This window comes from Bosea sp. ANAM02 (assembly GCF_011764485.1).
Classification (GTDB): domain Bacteria; phylum Pseudomonadota; class Alphaproteobacteria; order Rhizobiales; family Beijerinckiaceae; genus Allobosea.
Genome location: NZ_AP022848.1, coordinates 2,732,700 through 2,752,197, shown reverse-complemented (window position 1 = coordinate 2,752,197; position 19,498 = coordinate 2,732,700). Strand labels below are relative to the sequence as shown.

Here is a 19,498-nt window from a genome sequence, read left to right as displayed (position 1 = left end):
GAGGGCCCTGCGCGCGGAATCGCGCCGGGCGGTCGGAGAGCGAGTCGGCCTCGCTGAGAGACACCATCGCTCTCGGCAAAATGCAAACCAAAATCAGCAGGAAGCGGCGGAAGATGGCGAAGTTATGTGCCTTTTCCGCTTACCCCGTCATTCCGGACAAGCGGCGGAGCCGCGCCGATCCGGAATCCATCGAAGGACGCTGCGCTCGACGATAGATTCCGGGTCAAGCCCGGAATGACGTCCTGTTTTGCGCTTCAGCCCTCGGCGAAGCGGGCCTTCAGTGCGGCGAGCACCGGGGCCGGCACGAAGGGCGAGACATCCCCGCCCATCGCCGCGATCTGGCGCACCAGCGTCGCGGTGATGTAGCGCACGCCCGGCGAAGCCGGCAGGAAGACCGTCTGCACATCCGGCGCCATCGTGCCGTTCATCCCGGCCATCTGCATTTCGTAGTCGAGGTCGCTGCCGTCGCGCAGCCCGCGGATGATGATCGAGGCCCCTGCCCGGCGCGCCGCATCCACCGCGAGATCGTCGAAGGTCACGACGTCGAGCGCCGCGCCCTTCGCCGCCAGCAAGGGTGTGGCGACCTGGCGCAACAGATCGGCACGCCGCTCGACCGACAGGAGCGGCGTCTTGCCGGGATGCACCCCGATCGCCAGGACGAGCCTGTCGCAGAGGCCGGCGGCCGCCGCGATGACGTCGGCATGGCCGTTGGTCACGGGATCGAAGGAGCCGGTGTAGAAAGCGATGCGTGCCATGGGGCCAGCGTTAGCGGCTGGGCCCGAAAAGGACAAGCTGCGTCAGGGGGTTGGGGCCTTCAGCTCAGCGGCACGAGCGCGGCGAGCGCTGCGGCGCTGCCGATGATGATCGAGACGAGAACCATGAGGGAGGCCGCAGCGGAAGCGCGGCGGGAGCTGGCGAAGGTCAGGCGGGTATCCATGAAGATAACCTCAGCGAATCGCGGTTGATCCGGTTTCCCTTGGGTGATGGCCGGCGGCGGCCGTCCCAAGGCGAGATTTTGACGAAACGGTGACATCATCAGCTTGTTCCGGCTTTCGATTGCCTTTTCGGCCGTCTCGCGCCTAAACGGGCGCGCCATGCTGACCATCAACGACATCACCTACCGCCTCGGCGAGCGCCTGCTGCTCGACCATACCGGCGCCGCCATCCCCGACGGCGCGCGCGTCGGCTTCGTCGGCCGCAACGGCACCGGCAAGACCACGCTGTTCAAGATCATCACCGGCGATCTCGGCACCGAGAGCGGCAATATCAGCCTGCCGAAGGGCCGGCGCATCGGCGGCGTGGCGCAGGAGGCGCCGGGCGGCCCGGAGACGCTGATCGAGGTCGTGCTCGCCGCCGATACCGAGCGCACGGCGCTGATGACGGAAGCGGAAACAGCGACCGATCCGCACCGCATCGCCGAGATCGGCACGCGGCTCGCCGATATCGGCGCCCATTCCGCCCCGGCACGCGCCGCGATGGTGCTGCACGGCCTGGGCTTCAACGAGGAAGCGCAGCAGCGCCCCTGCTCCGATTTCTCGGGCGGCTGGCGCATGCGCGTCGCGCTCGCTGCTGTGCTGTTCTCCGAGCCCGATCTGCTTCTGCTCGACGAGCCGACCAACTATCTCGACCTCGAAGGCACGCTCTGGCTCTACGACTATCTGGAGCGCTATCCGCATACCGTGATCGTCATCAGCCACGATCGCGAACTGCTGGACACCTCGGTCGACCACATCATGCATCTCGACCAGGGCAAGCTCACGCTCTATCGCGGCACCTATTCCTCCTTCGAGAAGCAACGCGCCGAGAAGCAGATGCAGCTCGCCCGCGCCAAGGAGAAGCAGGACGCCGAGCGCAAGCATCTCCAGTCCTTCGTCGACCGCTTCAAGGCCAAGGCGACCAAGGCCCGGCAGGCGCAGTCGCGCGTCAAGCGGCTGGAGAAGATGCAGACGATAGCGACGATCATCGACCGCGACGTGCAGCCCTTCGTCTTCCCCGGCCCGGAAAAGCCGCTCTCGCCGCCGATGATCGTGCTGGAGGATGCGAGCGCCGGCTATGGCGAGCGCAAGGTCCTGTCGCGGCTGAACCTCTCGCTCGCGCCGGACGACCGCATCGCGCTGCTCGGCTCGAACGGCAACGGCAAGTCGACCTTCTGCAAGCTGATCGGCGGGCGGCTCGATGCCATGTCCGGCGCGATGAAGAAGTCGAGCAAGCTGGAGACGGCCTATTTCGCCCAGCACCAGCTCGACGAGTTGCGGATCGAGGACACGCCGGTCGGCCATCTGCGCGACCTGATGCCCGATGCGCCGGAAGCGAAGGTGCGTTCCAAGGCCGCGCAGATCGGCTTTCCGGCCTCCAAGGCCGATACGCGGGTGAAGCTGCTCTCCGGCGGCGAGAAGGCGCGCCTGATGCTGGGCCTCGCGACCTTCCACGGGCCGCATCTGCTGATCCTCGACGAGCCGACCAACCATCTCGACATCGACAGCCGCACCGCGCTGGTCACCGCGATCAACGACTATCCCGGCGCCGTCATCCTCGTCAGTCACGATCGCTTTCTGATCGAGGCCTGCGCCGACCGGCTCTGGCTCGTCGGCGGCGGCACGGTGAAGAATTTCGACGGCGACATGGACGACTACCGAACCTATGTGCTGGGCGCCGCCAAGGCCGAGAAGCGCGGGAAGCCGGCGCCGGAGGCCGCCGCGAAGCCCAAGGCCGACGAGCGCAAGGAAGCGGCAACGAAGCGCGCCGCGCAGGGGCCGCTCAGGCAGAAGCTCAACCTCGCGGAGGCGCGCATCGCCAAGCTGACCGGGCTGATCGAGAAGGTCGATGCCGCGCTCGCCAATGGCGCTTTCGCGCGCGAGCCGGACAAGGCGCTCCAGCTCTCGCGCCAGCGCGCGGAATTGTCGGAAGCGCTGGCCGCGGCCGAAGAGGAATGGCTGCTGCTCGGCGAGGAACTGGAGAGCGCCTGAGGCGTCCGGCGTCGTGAAGACAGCGCTGCTGCAACCGGCCGCGGCTTACCGGCGCGGAACGCAGGCGCCGAGCCTCAGCATCGTGCCGGGCGGGCAGGTATGCGCGCCGGTGGGCTGCGAGATCGGCCGGACGGATTCGCAGCAGGCGCCGCGGACGACATAGCCGCTCGGGCAGCCGCCGGACATGTCCATGCGATCCTTGCCGTCCCGTGTCGGGCGGCACGAGCCGGACGCTAGTGCCGCGGTGACGGTGCAAAAGGCAACCACGGCCGATGCCGCAAAGATGGCGGGTCTGATCAAGGACGGTAATCTCCGATGGCAGCAGTTCAGGCGGCCACACCGGCGGGATTCGGCACCGATCGTCCTAACTGGCCGGATCATACATGAACTCGCGCAGCTCCTGTGCGCAGCGGCAGGCCTGCGCGAGCTTCGCCGCCCATGTCACTGCCTCTTCGCGCGACGGCAGCTCCAGCACCGCAAAGCCGCCGGTCAAGCGGCTGCCCGGATAGATCTCCCCGGACACCGACCCATCTTCGGCGACGAGCACGGGGGCGACGGGCTCGTTGATCCCGCCGGCGAAGACATAGATTCCGGCCGCCTTGGCCTCCTCGATCACGGCGCGGGAATCGATGCCGGCGGCAACCAGTTGCTCGCCCGTGGCCACCATCGCCTCGGCGGGAAAGGAGATCAGATATTTCGTCATGGCGCGATGATGCGTTGCGGATCGAGTGAAAACAAGCGGATAGGTCGCCCGATCACCTCGTGGCCTTCGCGACAGTGGGCTATGCTACCGATTCAGATGGCCGACCGGAAACGGCAGACCCGTTTCGCCCGGGCACAGAGAGACGACCCCGCTCATGCAATCGCGAGCAGCTCATGCGCTGATCGGACTGGCTACGTTGGCAGTGCTCGCTGCCGTGTTCGGCCTCGGATATTGGTTCAGCCGGGGACAAGGCGGCACCATCGACGTCAAGGTGGTCTTCAATGGCAAGGTCTCAGGCCTCGGTCGGGGATCCAGCGTGCTTTTCAACGGCCTGCGCATCGGCGAGGTCAAGGAAATCGAGATCGAGCCGACTGATCCAGGCCAGATCTACGCCATCCTGAAGATCAGCCAGTCGGCTCCGCTACGTGTCGATACCAGCGCGCGCCTTGAGGCTCAGGGTCTCGCCGGCATCGTCGCCGTACAGTTGCGCGGCGACAGTCCCTTCGCTGCCCCATTGGTCGCCGGGCCAGGGCAGGCTCTCCCGACGATTGTCGCGGAATCCTCCGAAAATATCTTCGAAAAGGTCGAATCCATCGCGAAAGGCATCGATGAGGCTCTCGTCGGTATCGACGCAGCCATCCAGGCCAACGCAGGTTCCTTGACCGAGAAGATCAAATACGTGGAGAACCTGTCGGCCGCGCTCGACGCCAATTCGTCCGAAGTCGACAAGTTCATGACGAACGTCAGCGCAGCGGCCGAATTCGTCACCCCGCTGCCGGACAAGCTGAAGACCTTCAGCGACGGCTTCATGGAAACGCTCCGGTCCGTCGATAAAAACCGGGTCGCGGCGGTCATCGACGAGACCGACCAGACTGCCAGGCAACTCGGCGCCGCCGCTCCGGAGGTCGGCAAGACAATCGGAAACATTGCCTCGATGAGCGAAAAGCTCGGCAGGGCCGCTGACCAGGTCGATGGCGTGTTGAAAGGAGCGCAGGCCTTCCTGACCGGCGCCGGGAACGAAAACGGGCGAAGCGTGTTCGAGGAGGTTTCCGAGGCCGCGAAATCCCTGCGCGCGCTCGCGGACAATCTGGATCGGAGCTCGGCAGCAGCGGCTGCAAAGATCATCCAGTTCACGGGAAGCGGACTTCAAGCGGTCGAAACACTCACATCGAACGGAAGCCGCTCCCTTTCCGGATTCGAGCGTACGCTGCGCGATCTGAATCGAAACCCGCAGGAACTCTTTTTCGGCAGCAAGAACCGTATCCGGCAATATGACGGTTCTCGATAGAACTGTCGCGCCAAGGACCATGCATGAAGAGCGGACATCTCCCGTCGCCAAGACGAGCTCGCCGCTACCTCACCCCTGCCCGGGCTTCACGATCCGGCTCAAGCGGTTGTCGGTGAACATGTAAATCTCGCGCCCGCCTGGCTCTGAGTAAAGCACCTGGACCTCGCGCTGGCCCTTGCCGCTCTCGCCGACGAGCACGTCGGTCGGGCGCGTCCCCTTCAGCTTGACCAGTTCGCATTCGGTGATGCCCGGCGCGATCTCCTTCGGCAGCGGGCGGGTCGAAGGATCGAGCGAGGCGCCGACGCTGCATTCGCCTTCCGGGGTCAGGACCGGCTCCTGCGTCGAGATGCCGGCGCTGGCCGAGGCGGTCCGGGTCGTGGTGACGCCGCCTTTGGTTTCGGACTGGAAGGCGAAGCCGCCCATATCGACCGAGCAGCCGGCAAGGGCCGCGGTGCAGAGCAACAGAACAGGCAGTCTCACGCTTTCTTCTCCCAACGGCCGGCCTCGTCCTGCTGCCAGTAGCTGGCTGCATGGCCCGAGGCCCTGGCCTTCTTCCAATCCTCGCGGGCGGCGGCAAGCGCCTCGGGATCGTCGCCATCGAATATCAGGACGACGCGCTCGTAATCCTGCATTGCGTCGGGAATGCGGACCCCGTCGGCGCAGATCCGGACCTGCGCGGCGTTCGGATTATGCGCCTGCGTCGTCAGCACGACCGGATTACCCGGCGCATCGGCCTCCAGCGCCGTCACATGCGGCAGGAAGCTCTCGTCGGCATAGGTCCAGAGGTGATCGTCGAGCACGCTCAGGCGCTCCTGGCCGCCGACCTCGACGACGACCTTCTGGCCGCGCGACAGGGCGCGGTCGAGGATCGTCGGCAGGACCTGCTCCAGCGGGCGAGACTGCAGATGGAAGAACAGGATCTCGGCCATCGAAGCCTTATATCCTAACGGGTTGCCGGCATCTCCGCAGAAAGCGAATCAGCCTTCGTAATGATCCGCGACGAGCCGGTCGAGCAGGCGCACGCCCCAGCCCGGCCCCCAGGAGCGGTTGATCTCCGAATTCGCGGCGGCCATTCCGGTTCCGGCGATGTCGAGATGCGCCCAGGGCGTGTCGTTGACATGGCGCTGCAGGAACTGCGCCGCGGTGATCGAGCCGCCGTAGCGGCCGGCCGAGTTCTTCATGTCGGCGAATTTCGAATCGATCATCTTGTCGTAGCCCTTGCCGAGCGGCATGCGCCAGACCGTCTCGCCGGTGGCGATTCCGGCCGCCGTCAGGCGCTCGGACAGCTCGTCATTGTTGCTGAACAGGCCGGCATTCTCCTGCGCCAGCGCGACGAGGATCGCGCCGGTCAGCGTCGCCAGGTTGATCATGAAGCGCGGCTGGAAGCGCTCCTGCGTGTACCAGAGCACGTCGGCCAGGACGAGCCTGCCCTCGGCGTCGGTATTGATGATCTCGATGGTCTGGCCCGAGAGCGAGGTGACGATGTCGCCGGGGCGCTGGGCATTGCCGTCGGGCATGTTCTCGACGAGGCCGATCACGCCGACGGCATTGACCCTGGCCTTGCGGCCGGCGAGCGCCTGCATCAGGCCGACCACGCAGGCCGCGCCCGCCATGTCGCCCTTCATGTCCTCCATGCCGGCACCGGGCTTCAGCGAGATGCCGCCGGTGTCGAAGGTCACGCCCTTGCCGACGAAAGCGACCGGCTGCTCGTCCTTCCTCGCGCCGTTCCAGCGCATGATGGCGACGCGGCTTTCGCGGCGCGAACCCTGGCCGACGCCGAGCAGCGCCCGCATGCCGATCTTCTTCAGCGCCTTCTCGTCGAGGATTTCGATCTCGACGCCGAGCTTCTCGAGCTTGGCGGCGCGGTCGGCGAATTCCTCGGGAAAGAGCACGTTCGGCGGTTCGTTGACGAGGTCGCGCGCCTGGATGACTCCGGCGGCGATAGCGTCGGTGATCTTCACGGCCTTCTTGAGCGCGGACGGATCGGTCGTGCGCAGCGTGACGGTCAGCGGCTCGGCCTCGTCCTTGTCCTTGTCCTTGCTCTTGGTCTTGTAGCGATCGAAGGCATAGGCGCGCAGCCTGAGGCCAAGCGCGATATCGGCGGCCTGCTTCGGTTCGATCGCCCCCTCGGGCAGCGCCAGGACGATCTCGGCGCTGCGCCCGGCGCCGAGCCGGCCGGCGATGGCGCCGCCCAGCTTGACGAAATCGAGCTTGGCGCGCTCGTCCTCGGGCCCGATTCCGACGGCGATCAACCGCTCATAGGCGGCTCCTTCCGGCGACGGCAGCGTCAGGCCGGCCAGCGCCTTGCCCTTGAAGCGCTCGGCCGCGGCGGCCCGCGTCAGCAGCGCCTGCGCACCCGCGCCGACCCATTCCTGCGCCGCGCCGGGCACGACGAGACCGTCCGAGACGAGGATCACCATGTCCTGCCCCTCGACGGCATCCAGGGCTTTGATCTCCAGCTTCAGGCGCTGCGACATGATCCGCTCACAATCTTGCGAAAATGACAGGGGAAGGACATTTGACGGCAGACGGCAAACGATTCCCGTTTGCGCCCTCGCCGCGCCTATACCATAGGGTGTGTCCGACGAACCACCTCGGAGGGCTCAAGTCTCTCCAGCTCCGGAACCGACGCGTGCTTCTCAACCGCCTCGATCGCTACATTCTGAAGATCGCGGCGGTGGCGGCGATCGTGCTGCTGCTCGGCCTGACCGGCGTCATCTGGGTCACGCAGGCGCTGCGCGAGGTCGATCTCATCACCGGCAAGGGTCAGACCGTCCTGATCTTCCTCACCGTGACGCTGCTCTCGCTGCCGGCGCTGATCGCCGGCATCGCGCCCGTCGCGCTGTTCATGTCGACGCTCTACACGCTGAACAGGCTCAACGGCGATTCCGAGCTGATCGTGATGAACGCCGCCGGCGTCGCGCCGCAGCGCATCACCCGGCCCTTCATCGTGCTGACGATCGCGACCTCGCTGATCGTCGCCTGGATGACGATCTCGGTGATGCCGGCGAGCTTCCGCACGCTGCGCGACCTGATCACGCTGATCCGCGCCGATTTCGTCGCCAACGTGGTCAAGGAGGGCCAGTTCGTCTCGCTCGATTCCGGCGTGACCTTCCATTACCGCGAAAAGGCCGGCGACGCCCTCATCGGCATCTTCATGCAGGACCGCCGCGATCCATCGCAGCCCTCGATCTATCTCGCCGAACGCGGCCGGACGGTCGAGGCCGAGGGCCAGAGCTTCCTGATGCTGGAAAAGGGCACGATCCAGCGCGAGGCCAAGAACACCAGCACGACCTCGATCATCTCCTTCGAGCGCTATGCCCTGAACCTGTCGGCCCTGACCGGCGATTCCAGCGGCGGTCCCGGCGAGGGCGACGGCGACAAGGTGATCTACAAGCCGCGCGAACGCTCGACCTGGGAGCTGCTGCGGCAGGATACGAACGAGCCTTATTACAAGATCCAGGAAGGGCGCTTCCGGGCCGAACTGCACAACCGGCTGTCGTCGCCGCTCTATCCCTTCGCCTTCATGCTGATCGCCTTCGCCGCCATCGGCGAGGCGCGCACCACCCGTCAGGGACGGGCTCTCGCGATCCAGTCGGCGATCATGATCGTCGGCGCCACCCGCATCGCCGCCTATGCCGCCTGGACCGCGAGCGTGCGTTCGCCCTTCGCCGCAGCGCTGCTCTATATCCTGCCGATCATGGCCATTCTCCTGGCCACGGGCTTCATCTTCTATGGTGCCCGGATCCAGCCGGCGCTCGCACGCCTGCTTGCCCCCCTCACAGCGCCGCTGGTCAGTCTCGCGGCCCGTTTCCGGCGCGCCTGATGCTGTTGCTCACCACTTTCGGCCGCTATCTGACGAAGCGCTTCACCCGCGCCATCGTCGGGGTCTTCAGCACCTTCTTCTTCCTGATCGGAACGCTCGACTTCGTCGAGCTGATGCGACGCGCCGGCGATTCTCCGATCGCGACGACGCCGCGCATCGTCCAGCTCGCCCTGTTCCGGGCGCCGGCGGTGGCGGAGCAGATATTCCCCTTCGCCGCGCTGTTCGGGGGGATGTTCGCACTGCTGACGCTCAGCCGGAAGCTCGAGCTGGTGGTGGCCCGCTCCGTCGGCGTCTCGGCCTGGCAGTTCCTGCAGCCGGCCGCCGCGGTCGCCGGCGTGATCGGGCTCGTTTCGATCATGATCTACAATCCCGTCGCCGCCGAACTGAAGCGCAAGGCCACGGCATTGGAGACGCGCCTGTTCGTCCGCTCCGGCGGCAAATCCGGCCTGTCCCAGGAAATCTGGCTGAGGCAGCGCAGCGTCGACGGCCAGGCGATCATCCGTGCCGCCGGCGCGCTGCCCGACGAGGACGGGCTGCTGCAGGTCGCCTTCTTCATCTTCAACCCCGATGGCAGCTTCAAGGAACGAATCGACGCAAGGCAGGCCCTGCTGCGTCCGGGGCACTGGGAACTCTCCGACGCCCGCTCCACCTCCGCCACGGAAGAGCCACAGAGCTACAAGAGCTACGTGCTCGCCACGACGCTGGAGCCGGAACAGATGCGACAGAGCTTCACGCCGCCCGATGCGGTGGGCTTCTGGTCGATGCCGGCCGTGATCGACAGGACACAGCGCGCGGGGCTCGACACGACGCCTTATGAGCTGCGTTATCAATCGCTTATGGCGCGTCCGCTGCTGCTGATCGCCATGGTGCTGGTGGCCGCATCCGTTTCTTTAAGATTTTTCCGGTTTGGTGGCGTGACCAAACTGGTGATAGGTGGCGTCGCGGCCGGGTTCGTGCTCTATGTGGCGACGCACTTGTCGGAGGAACTCGGATCGTCGGGGATCGTCAATCCGATCGTCGCGGCGTGGTTGCCTGCAGCATTGGGGGCAATGCTGGGAGCACTCGCACTCCTCCATCAGGAAGATGGGTGAAACGTACTGTGCCTATGGTTAATTTCGAGTTTACGCGATGGGTCCAGGAGTGAACCGGATAGCGCAGTTTGCTGCGGCGACGGCCCTCGCCTCCAGCCTGGCCTATCTGCTGGCCGCGCCGGCCCATGCCCAGAATCGGGCAGCCGGCGCACAGCCCAAGCCTGCCACTGCGGCTCCTGCCAAGCCGCAGGACCGTATGGTCGTGGACGCGCGCGAACTCGTCTACGACAACGACAAGAAGACCGTGGCAGCCGTCGGCGACGTCCAGATCCTGTATCAGGGCCGGACGATCGAGGCCGACCGCGTCATCTATGACCAGGGCAACAAGCGTGTCGTCGCCATCGGCAATGCCCGGATCACCGAAGCCAACGGCACGGTCATCACCGGCGACAAGTTCAACCTGACCGACGACTTCCGCGACGGCTTCATCGACTCGCTGCGCGTCGTGAACCCGGACAAGACCCGTTTCTCGGCGCCGCGCGCGGAACGCACGGACGGCGAGACTTTCGTCTTCGACAAGGGCATCTACACGGCCTGCGAGCCCTGCAAGGACAATCCGGAGCGGCCGCCGCTCTGGCAGGTCCGGGCCGCGCGGATCATCCACAAGAAATCCGAGCAGACGATCTACTACGAGGATGCGCGGGTCGAGTTCGCCGGCATCCCGATGGCCTACATTCCGTATATGTCGGGGCCGGATTCGACCGTGAAGCGCAAGTCCGGCTTCCTGTCGCCGCGCTTCATCAACACGTCGGCACTCGGCTACGGCGTCGGCCTGCCCTATTTCCTCAATCTGGCGCCGAATTACGACCTGACGCTGACGCCGACCTATTTCAGCCGCCAGGGCTTCCTGGGACAGACGGAATGGCGCCACCGGCTGATGAACGGCTCCTACACGATCCGGGCCGCGGGCATCTTCCAGCAGGACAAGGACGCCTTCCTGTCGAGCCCGCTCGGCCCGCGCGACAAGGAATTCCGCGGCTCGGTGGAGACGAACGGCAAGTTCTTCATCAACCCGCGCTGGACGGTGGGCTGGAACGCCTCGATGTCGACGGATCGCTGGTTTTACAAGAACTACCGCATCCGCAACGAGAGCCTCAGCACGACCACTTATCTGCAGGAAGCGATCTCGACCGCCTATCTCAACGGCCAGAGCGAGAGTGCCTGGTTCGATCTGCGCGGCTACTACTTCCAGCCGCTGAACTATCAGGATTGGCAGAAGCAGCAGCCCGTCGTTCTGCCGGTGCTGGACTACGACAAGCGCGTGCACAAGCCGTCCTTCCTCGGCGGCGAGCTGTCATTCACCGCCAATGTCACGAGCCTGACGCGAGACACCGCCGCCTTCGTGGAGTTGCCGCAGCAGAAGAGCTACCTGCTCACGACGCCGAGCTATTCGCTCTATGACGGCTGTGCCGTCTACGACAAGAATCGCTGTCTCGTCCGCGGCCTTGCCGGCAACGTGTCGCGCGCTACCGCCCAGGTCTCCTGGCGGCGCAACTTCATCGACCCGCTCGGGCAGATGTGGACACCCTATGCCTCGGTGCGGGCCGACGTGTTCTCGATCAATCCGGACACGACCGGCTTGATCAACTCGCGCGTCGCCACCATCGCCGACACCTCCGACGAAGTTTTCGGCCGCGTGATGCCGGCGATCGGCCTGATGTACCGCTATCCCTTCGTCGCCAAGACCGGCTGGGGCACGCACATCATCGAGCCGGTCGCGCAGGTCGTCGCGCGCCCGAACGAGACCAACAGCCTGCGCGTCGCCAACGAGGATGCGCAGAGCCTCGTTTTCGATGCCAACAACCTGTTCGAGTGGAGCGGCAAGTTCTCCGGCTTCGACCGCGTCGAGGGCGGCACCCGCGCGAATGTCGGCGCGCTCTATACCGGCCGCTTCGGCAAGGAAGCCTTCGCCAACCTGCTCATCGGCCAGTCCTTCCAGCTCGGTGGGCGTAATTCCTTCGCCAGCGGCGACCTGCTCAATACCGGCCTGAACTCGGGCCTCGAGACCCGCAACTCCGATTATGTCGCCCGCGCCCAGCTCTCGCCGTTCAAAGGCTTCTTCCTGACCGGCGCAACCCGCCTCAACGCGACGACCTTCGAGGCCCAGCGAATCGACGCCGCCGCGACCTATTCCAACAGCATCATCACCGCCTCGGTCGGGTATGGCCGCTACGAGCCTCAGCCGGACCTCGGCATCTCGCGCCGCCGCGAAGGCCTCTCGCTCAACGGCTCGCTCAAGATCGCCGAGAACTGGCGCGTGCGCGCTGGCGTGCTGTTCGACCTCGACAAATACAAGTACGATCGCGAGCGCTACCGGGACGCCTATGCGTCCTATCTGGCCGCCCCCGCTGTTTCCGCCGTGCCGATCTATCCGAACACGGGGCCGTTCCAGACGGCATCGACCTCGTTCGGTCTCAACTACACCGACGAGTGCACGGTCTTCGACATCAGCTATTCGCAGAGCTATGCCGACCGCCAGGCCGGATCGACGAAGGACACGCGAACGGTCATGTTCCGCCTCGAGCTGCGCACGCTGGGCGAGATCAGCTACTCGCAGAATCTCAGCGCGAGTTCATCGAGCGACGGCGTCAGCTCGTCCAACTAGATCATCGTTATCGCATCGCCGGCCCCGACCAGCGGGCCGGTTTCCCTTTACGTCGCGGAGCTCGCCTTGCCGGCAAAGCCGCTTGCACTGACACAGGGCGATCCGGCCGGGATCGGACCGGAACTGACGCTGCGAGCCTGGCTGGAGCGCCGCGAGCGTACCCTTCCCGCCTTCGCCTGCATCGCCGATCCCGACCATCTCGCGGATGTCGCCGGCCGGCTCGGCTGGACCGTGCCGCTGCGTAGCTGCTGCTGGAGCGAGGCAGGCGAAACCTTTGCCGAAGCGCTGCCGGTGATCCCGCTCGCATCCGGGGCAGGCAGAGCCGAGCCGGGCGCGCCCGATCCGGCAACCGCTGCCGGCACGATCGCTTCGATCGACCGCGCGGTCGCGGCGGTCCAGGCCGGCGAGGCCGCCGGCGTGGTGACGAACCCGATCGCCAAATCGGTGCTTTACGGAGCCGGGTTCAAGCACCCTGGCCATACCGAGTATCTGGCCCATCTGGCAGCGCGGGGTGATGCCGAGCCGCGCCCGGTCATGATGCTCTGGTGCGAGGAGCTGGCGGTCGTGCCGGTCACGATCCACCAGCCGCTGCGGCGCGTGCCCGACCTGCTGACGACGGAGCTGATCGTCGAGACCGGCCGCATCGTCGCGGCGGAACTGCGCAGCCGTTTCGGCATCTCAGCGCCACGGCTGGCGCTCAGCGGGCTCAACCCCCATGCCGGTGAGAGCGGCACGATGGGCCATGAGGACGCAGACGTCGTCGCGCCCGCCATCGCCCGATTGCGGGCGGAGGGCATCGATGCGCGCGGCCCCTATCCCGCCGACACGATGTTCCATGCGCGCGCCCGCGCCGGCTATGACGCGGCGCTGGCGATGTATCACGACCAGGCCCTCATCCCGATCAAGACGATCGCCTTCGACGAGGGCGTCAATGTCACGCTCGGCCTGCCCTTTATCCGGACCTCGCCGGACCATGGCACCGCCTTCGACATCGCCGGCCGGGGCATCGCGCGGCCGGACAGCCTCTGCGCCGCTCTGAAGCTTGCCGCCCGCATGGCCGCGGGCGTCGTCACGGACGCCGTTTCATGAGCCAGATCGACGACCTGCCGCCGCTGCGCGAGGTGGTGGAGCGCCATGGGCTGATGGCGCAGAAGGCGCTCGGCCAGAACTTCCTGTTCGATCTCAACCTGACCAGCCGCATCGCCCGCTCTGCGGGGCCGCTGGATGGCCAGACGGTCGTCGAGATCGGCCCCGGGCCCGGCGGGCTGACGCGGGCACTGCTGGCCAACGGCGCCGGACGCGTCATCGCGATCGAGCGGGATCGGCGCTGCCTGCCGGCGCTGGCCGAGATCGCGGCGCATTATCCGGGTCGCCTGGAGGTGATCGACGGGGATGCGCTCGCCGTCGATCTCACGCCGCATCTCGGCGGCCAACGGGCACGGATCGTCGCCAACCTGCCCTATAATATCGGCACGCCGCTGCTGGTCGGCTGGCTCAGCCTCGAACCCTGGCCGTCCTGGTGGGATTCGCTGACGCTGATGTTCCAGCGCGAGGTTGCCGAGCGCATCGTCGCGACGCCGGAGGAGCGCGCCGATTACGGCCGGCTCGCCGTACTGTCGAACTGGCGCTGCGAAACCAGGATCCTGTTCGATGTGCCGCGCAGCGCCTTCGTGCCGCCGCCGAAGATCACCTCCTCGATCGTCCAGCTCGTCCCGCGCGCGCAGCCGGAGCCCTGCGACCGGCGCCTGCTGGAGCGGGTGACGCTCGCCGCCTTCGGTCAACGCCGCAAGATGCTGCGCCAGAGCCTGAAGGCTGTGCTGCCCGACCCGGCGCCGATCATCGCGGCGGCGGGCCTCGCTGAGACGGCGCGGGCCGAGGAGATCCCGGTCTCGGGCTTCGTCAGCCTGGCGAATGCTCTTGCCGCTCAGGCCTGAACAGGCTCTGCCAGCAGGGCATCGACGAAATCGGCCATGCCGACCGCGCGGCTGCGCTTCAGCCGCTCCGCCGCCAGGATGGAACGCACGGCCTCATAGGCGTTCTCGAGATCGTCATTGACGATGACATAGTCGTAGACGGCCCAGCGCGCGATCTCGTCGCGCGCATTGGCCAGCCGCTTCGCGATCACATCCGGCGCGTCCTCGGCCCGGCGCACCAGGCGGGAGCGCAGCTCCGCCATCGAGGGCGGCAGGATGAAGATCGAGACCACGTCCTCGCGGGCCTTCTCCATGATCTGCTGGGTGCCTTGCCAGTCGATATCGAACAGCACGTCCCGGCCGGCCTTGAGCGAGGCCTCCACGGGCTTGCGCGGCGTGCCGTAGCCGTTGCCATGCACCTCGGCCCATTCGAGCAGCTCGTCCCGCTCCCGCATCTCGTCGAAGCTCTCGCGATCGATGAAATGGTAATGCACGCCGGGAATCTCGGATGGGCGCTTCGGACGCGTCGTCACCGAGATCGACAGGTCGAGATTCGTCTCGTTGGGAGATTTCGACAGCGTCCGCGTCAGCGTCGACTTGCCCGCGCCGGACGGCGACGACATGATCATGATCAGGCCGCGGCGGGCCGGGCGAAGGGTCTCGGCAGCCATCCGGCTCACTCCACGTTCTGGACCTGCTCGCGCATCTGGTCGACGACCGTGCGCAGCTCCAGGCCGATGCGCGACAGGCCGGGGTCGTTGGCCTTGGCGCAGAGGGTCGAAGCCTCGCGACCGAATTCCTGCGAGAGGAAATCGAGCTTGCGGCCGATCGGCCCGCCCTTGGCCAGCAATTCGCGCAGGGCCTCGACATGGGCCTGCAGGCGGTCGATCTCCTCGCGGATATCGGCGCGGACGGCGATCAGCGCGCCCTCCTGATGCAGGCGCTGCGGATCGAAGCCGTTATTCGCCCCGAGCAGCGCCTCGACCTGCGCCGCGATCCGGGCACGGATCGCCTCGGCGCCGCGGGCGGGATGATGCTCCGCCTCGGCGGCGAGGCGGGCGATGGTTTCGAGATGGCCGAGGACGATCGCTTCGAGCGCGCGGCCTTCGGCGGCACGCGCTTCCTTCAGGGCCGTGGTGACGGCTTCGAGCCCGGCCAGCGCCGGCGCCTCGACCGCGCCCAGCGCATCCTGCGCCTCGTCGGCATAATCCACCACGCCGCGGATGCCGAGGAGCCCGTCATAGGATGGCGGATTGATGCCGTCGGTCGGCGGCAGCCTTTCGATCGCTTCGAGCAGCGCCGCCAGCACCGCTTCGTTGACGCGCGGACGCGGCGGGCCGGCATCGCTGGTGACGGCGAGATTGACGTGCAGCGTCCCGCGCGAGAAAGCGCCGCCCAGCTTCTTGCGGGCCGCCTCGGCCAGGACTTCGAAGCCGGGCGGAACCCGGACGCGCAGATCGAGCCCGCGCCCGTTGACGCTGCGGATTTCCCAGGCCCAGCCATGGACCCCGGCTGTTCCCGCCGCACGGGCGAACCCCGTCATGCTCTCGATGGCCATTGCCCCTGCCGCCTTCGTTCAAGATCGGCGGGACCGTAGTGGTGCCTATCGGCGACAGCAAGCGGCCGGCGGACAGAAAATGGGGATTGCAGGCCTTTGGGACCGTCCGGAACCGCATCATCATCCCAGGTCAAGCCCGACATGATGCGGTTCCGAGAACAGTCGGCACGCGCTGCGCCGCGAGCTTAGGGCTTGAGCTGCGGAACCTGCTTCGGCGAGTTCAGGTCGAAGGTCTTGTTGAGCAGCGGGTCCCGCGCCGTTCCTTCGGAAGCGTCGAAGGCGCGCGCGCGCGTTCCGGCGACCGCACCGACCGGCTGGGCGACGGGGACACCGGCCGAGCCTGCATTGTCGGCCGCGGGCTGCGTCGTCGCGGGCGCCTCGGTGCGATTGTCGGGGCCCGCCGGGGGCTCGACCTTGTCGACGCTGTCCGCCGGCGGCTTGCCGCCCTGCTGCTGGCTGCGCGTCGTCTCGATCTGGCGCCAGCGCCCGACATTGCGGTTGTGCTGGTCCAGCGTCTCGGCGAAGGCGTGGCCGCCGCTGCCGTCAGCGACGAAGTAGAGGTCCTTGGTCCGGGAATGGTTGACCACCGCCTCCATGGCGGCACGGCCGGGATTGGCGATCGGGCCCGGCGGCAGCCCGTTGATGACATAGGTATTGTAGGGCGTCGCCTGGGTGATCTCGCTGCGCTGGATCGCCCGGCCGAGCGTGCCCTTGCCGCCGACGAGGCCGTAGACGATCGTCGGATCGGATTGCAGCCGCATCTTCTGGTTCAGGCGGTTGATGAAGACGCCGGCGACGCGCGGACGCTCGTCGGCGCGGCCGGTCTCCTTCTCGACGATCGAGGCGAGGACGACGAGTTCCTGCGGCGTCTTGATCGGCAGGTCGGCGGGGCGGCGCTCCCAGATGCGGCCGAGCACGACGCGCTGATCACGCGCCATCCGGTCGATGATGGCCTGCCGCGAGAAGCCGCGCGGAAAGCGATAGGTATCGGGAAGGATCGAGCCCTCCTTCGGCACCTGCGCGATCTCGCCGGTCAGCAGGTCGTTGCTGCGCAGACGCTCGACGATCTGCTCGCTCGTCAGCCCCTCGGGAATGGTGATCGAATGCTCGACCACCTTGTTGCTCGAAATGATGTCGAGAATCTCCTGCGGGCTGACGCGCGCCTTGAACAGATACTCGCCGGCCTTGAGTCTGTGCCAGTCGCCGCCCATGATCGCCGCGACGCGGAAGCTCAGCGGGTGCTCGATGAGCCCCTCGCGCTGAAGCAACTCGGCGATCTCGGTGAGACCGCTCTCCTTCGGGATGATCAGGACGCGGTCGCTGGCCAGCGGCCCCGGCGCCTTGCTCTGGTTCGAGACGATGGCGATGCCGGCGCCAACCACGCCGGCGCCGATCAACGCGACGGTGAACAGGCCGCTCAGCATCGACAGGAAGGGGCTGCGCCGACGGCGGCGGGCCTTGGGCGGCGGCGCCGGAGGCGCTACGGGCTTGAGGGCCTCGCTCGGACTCTTCGGGGCGACGCGGGGCGTATCATTCACGATCAAGACGCTCGCAGCACGGGGTAGATGATCTCGGCACGGCGAAACAGGGACCGCAACTGCCGAACGAGGCAGCGGCCGTGCCGAAGCCGGGCGGCGGCATTAGAACCGGTTTCCTCGCGGCTGTGAACGCGCAATCACGCATTCGGCCGCTTCCACAGTGAATTCTATCCAAGATTATGGCGAAACCGCGCTATCTCGCAGCGACTTAGCTATCGGGCCGATAGCGCCGCATCACCAGCGAGGCATTCGTCCCGCCGAATCCGAAGGAGTTCGACAGGGCATAGTCGATCTCACGCTTGCGGGCGACATGCGGGACAAGGTCGATCTCGGTCTCGACGGACGGGTTGTCGAGATTGATCGTCGGCGGTGCCACCTGGTCGCGGATCGCGAGCACGGTGAAGATCGCCTCGATCGCCCCGGCGGCACCGAGCAGATGGCCGGTCGCCGATTTGGTCGAGGACATGGACGGGCGCTTGGGCGCATTCGCCAGCAGACGCTCGACGGCGCGCAACTCGATCTCGTCGCCGAGCGGCGTCGAGGTGCCGTGCGCGTTGATGTAGTCGAGGTCGGACGCCGTGATGCCGGCACGGTCGAGCGCGGCCTGCATGCAGCGATAGGCGCCGTCGCCATCCTCGGAGGGCGAGGTGATGTGATAGGCGTCGCCGGACATGCCGTAGCCGACGATTTCGGCATAGATGCGGGCGCCGCGGGCCAGCGCATGCTCGAGTTCCTCGAGCACGACGATGCCGGCGCCCTCGCCCATCACGAAGCCGTCGCGGTCCTTGTCATAGGGGCGCGAGGCCTTCTCGGGCGTGTCGTTGAAATTCGTCGAGAGCGCGCGGCAGGCGCAGAAGCCGGCAATACCGATGCGGTTGATCGCCGATTCGGTGCCGCCGGCGACCATGACCTCGGCATCGCCGAGCGCGATCATGCGGGCGGCGTCGCCGACGGCATGCGCGCCGGTCGAGCAGGCGGTCACGACGGCATGGTTCGGACCCTTCAGCCCGTGCTCGATCGAGACATAACCCGCCGCCAGATTGCTCAGGCGGCCGGGAATGAAGAAGGGCGAGAGGCGGCGCGGGCCGCGTTCCTTGAGCAGGAGCGAGGCCTCGTAGATGCCGCCAAGCCCGCCGATGCCGGAGCCGATGGCGACGCCGGTACGGATTTGGTCCTCGTAGCTTTCCGGCTTCCAGCCGGCGTCCTGCAACGCCTGCGTGGCCGCCGCCATGGCGTAGACGATGAAATCGTCGACCTTGCGCTGCTCCTTCGGCTCCATCCAGTCGTCGGGATTGAAGGTCCCGTCGCTGCCGTCACCCCGCGGGATGTTGCAGGCGATCCGCGCCGGCAGATCGCTGGCGTCGAAACTGGTGATGGGGCCGGCGCCGCTGGCACCGGCCAGAAGCCGCGACCAGGTCGGCTCGACGCCGCATGCAAGCGGCGTCACCATGCCGAGTCCGGTCACGACGACACGCCGCATCGGATAACTGCGAGAAGCCATGGCTCTTTCTGCGTGGACCGGCCGAAAGACCGATCAGGCGCTCTTGGCGGAGAGGAACTTCACGGCGTCGCCGACGGTGACGATCGTCTCGGCCGCGTCGTCCGGGATCTCGACGCCGAACTCTTCCTCGAAGGCCATCACGAGCTCGACGGTGTCGAGGCTGTCCGCGCCCAGGTCCTCGATGAAGTTGGCGCCGTCGACGACCTTGTCGGCCTCGACGCCGAGGTGCTCGACCACGATCTTCTTCACGCGCTCGGCAACATCGCTCATGGGTCTCTTCCTTAGACTTAGAAACTGAAAACGCATCGCAGGGACGCGACGCGATGGAGGGATCTCATTCCGAGCCGCCGCGCCACCTGACGATGTCCGCGATCCGGAAAGCTCGAAGCCTGCACAAACGCAACAACCGAGGTTTCGTCAAGTCCCCTCGGATCGCCCGGCTGCGGCGCGATGGCGCTAGTTAACACACCCTTTACGGGCTGGCGAGAGCGCCGCAGACTTATCAAAAC

At 66.7% G+C, this 19,498-nt stretch carries 19 protein-coding genes; 7 read left to right on the top strand and 12 right to left on the bottom strand.

Annotated elements, in window-relative coordinates; all coding sequences use genetic code 11:
* Window positions 1-254: 254 nt before the first annotated feature.
* Window positions 255-755 (bottom strand): pantetheine-phosphate adenylyltransferase, encoded by a 501-nt coding sequence (gene coaD, locus OCUBac02_RS13305; protein ID WP_173046207.1) that lies wholly within the window; start codon window positions 753-755, stop codon window positions 255-257.
* 59 nt (window positions 756-814) lie between these two features.
* Complete coding sequence (locus tag OCUBac02_RS13300; RefSeq protein WP_173046205.1) at window positions 815-1,114, bottom strand: hypothetical protein; 300 nt, start codon at window positions 1,112-1,114, stop codon at window positions 815-817.
* Between OCUBac02_RS13300 and OCUBac02_RS13295 the strand changes: the two genes are divergently transcribed.
* The gene (locus OCUBac02_RS13295) at window positions 1,095-2,966 is read left to right on the top strand and encodes an ABC-F family ATP-binding cassette domain-containing protein (RefSeq protein WP_173046203.1); all 1,872 of its coding nucleotides are present in this window, start codon (window positions 1,095-1,097) and stop codon (window positions 2,964-2,966) included. The genes OCUBac02_RS13300 and OCUBac02_RS13295 overlap by 20 nt on opposite strands.
* 45 nt (window positions 2,967-3,011) lie before the next feature.
* Here the strand turns inward: OCUBac02_RS13295 and OCUBac02_RS13290 are convergent, their stop codons facing one another.
* The gene (locus tag OCUBac02_RS13290; protein WP_173046201.1) at window positions 3,012-3,266 is read right to left on the bottom strand and encodes a hypothetical protein; all 255 of its coding nucleotides are present in this window, start codon (window positions 3,264-3,266) and stop codon (window positions 3,012-3,014) included.
* 64 nt (window positions 3,267-3,330) lie between these two features.
* Window positions 3,331-3,669, bottom strand: coding sequence for a YciI family protein (locus tag OCUBac02_RS13285; RefSeq protein WP_173046199.1), 339 nt, complete (start codon window positions 3,667-3,669; stop codon window positions 3,331-3,333).
* Window positions 3,670-3,871: 202 nt separating this feature from the next.
* Here OCUBac02_RS13285 and OCUBac02_RS13280 point away from each other — a divergent pair, with 202 nt between their 5' ends.
* Window positions 3,872-4,957, top strand: coding sequence for an MlaD family protein (locus tag OCUBac02_RS13280; RefSeq protein ID WP_244639209.1), 1,086 nt, complete (start codon window positions 3,872-3,874; stop codon window positions 4,955-4,957).
* Window positions 4,958-5,026: 69 nt separating this feature from the next.
* On the opposite strand, the gene OCUBac02_RS13275 is transcribed toward OCUBac02_RS13280, so the two are convergent.
* Genes OCUBac02_RS13275 through OCUBac02_RS13265 form a run of 3 tightly spaced genes read right to left on the bottom strand, consistent with a single transcriptional unit; the run spans window position 5,027 to window position 7,434 of the window.
* Window positions 5,027-5,437, bottom strand: coding sequence for a hypothetical protein (locus OCUBac02_RS13275; RefSeq protein ID WP_156134418.1), 411 nt, complete (start codon window positions 5,435-5,437; stop codon window positions 5,027-5,029).
* On the bottom strand, window positions 5,434-5,886 hold the full coding sequence (locus OCUBac02_RS13270) for a DNA polymerase III subunit chi (RefSeq protein WP_173046195.1): 453 nt from the start codon (window positions 5,884-5,886) through the stop codon (window positions 5,434-5,436). Before OCUBac02_RS13270 ends, OCUBac02_RS13275 begins: the two co-directional genes overlap by 4 nt.
* Before the next feature lie 48 nt (window positions 5,887-5,934).
* Window positions 5,935-7,434, bottom strand: coding sequence for a leucyl aminopeptidase (locus OCUBac02_RS13265; RefSeq protein ID WP_173046193.1), 1,500 nt, complete (start codon window positions 7,432-7,434; stop codon window positions 5,935-5,937).
* A gap of 155 nt (window positions 7,435-7,589) precedes the next feature.
* On the opposite strand from OCUBac02_RS13265, the gene lptF reads away from it, so the two are divergent.
* The 5 genes from lptF (at window position 7,590) to rsmA (ending at window position 14,413) form a co-directional block, all read left to right on the top strand.
* Complete coding sequence (gene lptF, locus OCUBac02_RS13260; protein WP_244638929.1) at window positions 7,590-8,783, top strand: LPS export ABC transporter permease LptF; 1,194 nt, start codon at window positions 7,590-7,592, stop codon at window positions 8,781-8,783.
* On the top strand, window positions 8,783-9,874 hold the full coding sequence (gene lptG / locus OCUBac02_RS13255) for an LPS export ABC transporter permease LptG (RefSeq protein WP_047573777.1): 1,092 nt from the start codon (window positions 8,783-8,785) through the stop codon (window positions 9,872-9,874). Before lptF ends, lptG begins: the two co-directional genes overlap by 1 nt.
* 49 nt (window positions 9,875-9,923) lie before the next feature.
* Window positions 9,924-12,479, top strand: a complete 2,556-nt coding sequence (locus OCUBac02_RS13250; RefSeq protein ID WP_244638926.1) for an LPS-assembly protein LptD — start codon at window positions 9,924-9,926, stop codon at window positions 12,477-12,479.
* A 66-nt stretch (window positions 12,480-12,545) separates the two neighbouring features.
* On the top strand, window positions 12,546-13,568 hold the full coding sequence (pdxA, locus tag OCUBac02_RS13245) for a 4-hydroxythreonine-4-phosphate dehydrogenase PdxA (protein WP_244638924.1): 1,023 nt from the start codon (window positions 12,546-12,548) through the stop codon (window positions 13,566-13,568).
* Window positions 13,565-14,413: a 16S rRNA (adenine(1518)-N(6)/adenine(1519)-N(6))-dimethyltransferase RsmA gene (gene rsmA, locus OCUBac02_RS13240; RefSeq protein ID WP_173046189.1), complete on the top strand. Its 849-nt coding sequence runs from the start codon at window positions 13,565-13,567 to the stop codon at window positions 14,411-14,413. Before pdxA ends, rsmA begins: the two co-directional genes overlap by 4 nt.
* On the opposite strand, the gene gmk is transcribed toward rsmA, so the two are convergent.
* The 5 genes from gmk to OCUBac02_RS13215 all read right to left on the bottom strand — a co-directional run bounded on the left by gmk (window position 14,404) and on the right by OCUBac02_RS13215 (window position 19,259).
* Window positions 14,404-15,063: a guanylate kinase gene (gmk, locus tag OCUBac02_RS13235; protein WP_047573786.1), complete on the bottom strand. Its 660-nt coding sequence runs from the start codon at window positions 15,061-15,063 to the stop codon at window positions 14,404-14,406. The genes rsmA and gmk overlap by 10 nt on opposite strands.
* Window positions 15,064-15,068: 5 nt before the next feature.
* A complete protein-coding gene (locus tag OCUBac02_RS13230; protein WP_173046187.1) occupies window positions 15,069-15,950 on the bottom strand; it encodes a YicC/YloC family endoribonuclease in 882 nt (293 codons plus the stop codon).
* A gap of 185 nt (window positions 15,951-16,135) precedes the next feature.
* Window positions 16,136-17,488: an endolytic transglycosylase MltG gene (gene mltG, locus OCUBac02_RS13225; protein ID WP_244638922.1), complete on the bottom strand. Its 1,353-nt coding sequence runs from the start codon at window positions 17,486-17,488 to the stop codon at window positions 16,136-16,138.
* Between the two features lie 208 nt (window positions 17,489-17,696).
* Complete coding sequence (gene fabF, locus OCUBac02_RS13220; protein WP_173049555.1) at window positions 17,697-18,968, bottom strand: beta-ketoacyl-ACP synthase II; 1,272 nt, start codon at window positions 18,966-18,968, stop codon at window positions 17,697-17,699.
* Between the two features lie 54 nt (window positions 18,969-19,022).
* Complete coding sequence (locus tag OCUBac02_RS13215; RefSeq protein ID WP_047578895.1) at window positions 19,023-19,259, bottom strand: acyl carrier protein; 237 nt, start codon at window positions 19,257-19,259, stop codon at window positions 19,023-19,025.
* Window positions 19,260-19,498: the final 239 nt, after the last annotated feature.

Coding starts and splice junctions, on each gene's coding strand:
- coaD (WP_173046207.1), bottom strand. CDS start 755: ATGGCACGCATCGCTTTCTACACCGGCTCCTTCGATCCCGTGACCAAC.
- OCUBac02_RS13295 (WP_173046203.1), top strand. CDS start 1,095: ATGCTGACCATCAACGACATCACCTACCGCCTCGGCGAGCGCCTGCTG.
- OCUBac02_RS13300 (WP_173046205.1), bottom strand. CDS start 1,114: ATGTCGTTGATGGTCAGCATGGCGCGCCCGTTTAGGCGCGAGACGGCC.
- OCUBac02_RS13285 (WP_173046199.1), bottom strand. CDS start 3,669: ATGACGAAATATCTGATCTCCTTTCCCGCCGAGGCGATGGTGGCCACG.
- OCUBac02_RS13270 (WP_173046195.1), bottom strand. CDS start 5,886: ATGGCCGAGATCCTGTTCTTCCATCTGCAGTCTCGCCCGCTGGAGCAG.
- OCUBac02_RS13265 (WP_173046193.1), bottom strand. CDS start 7,434: ATGTCGCAGCGCCTGAAGCTGGAGATCAAAGCCCTGGATGCCGTCGAG.
- lptG (WP_047573777.1), top strand. CDS start 8,783: ATGCTGTTGCTCACCACTTTCGGCCGCTATCTGACGAAGCGCTTCACC.
- rsmA (WP_173046189.1), top strand. CDS start 13,565: ATGAGCCAGATCGACGACCTGCCGCCGCTGCGCGAGGTGGTGGAGCGC.
- gmk (WP_047573786.1), bottom strand. CDS start 15,063: ATGGCTGCCGAGACCCTTCGCCCGGCCCGCCGCGGCCTGATCATGATC.
- OCUBac02_RS13230 (WP_173046187.1), bottom strand. CDS start 15,950: ATGGCCATCGAGAGCATGACGGGGTTCGCCCGTGCGGCGGGAACAGCC.
- fabF (WP_173049555.1), bottom strand. CDS start 18,968: ATGCGGCGTGTCGTCGTGACCGGACTCGGCATGGTGACGCCGCTTGCA.
- OCUBac02_RS13215 (WP_047578895.1), bottom strand. CDS start 19,259: ATGAGCGATGTTGCCGAGCGCGTGAAGAAGATCGTGGTCGAGCACCTC.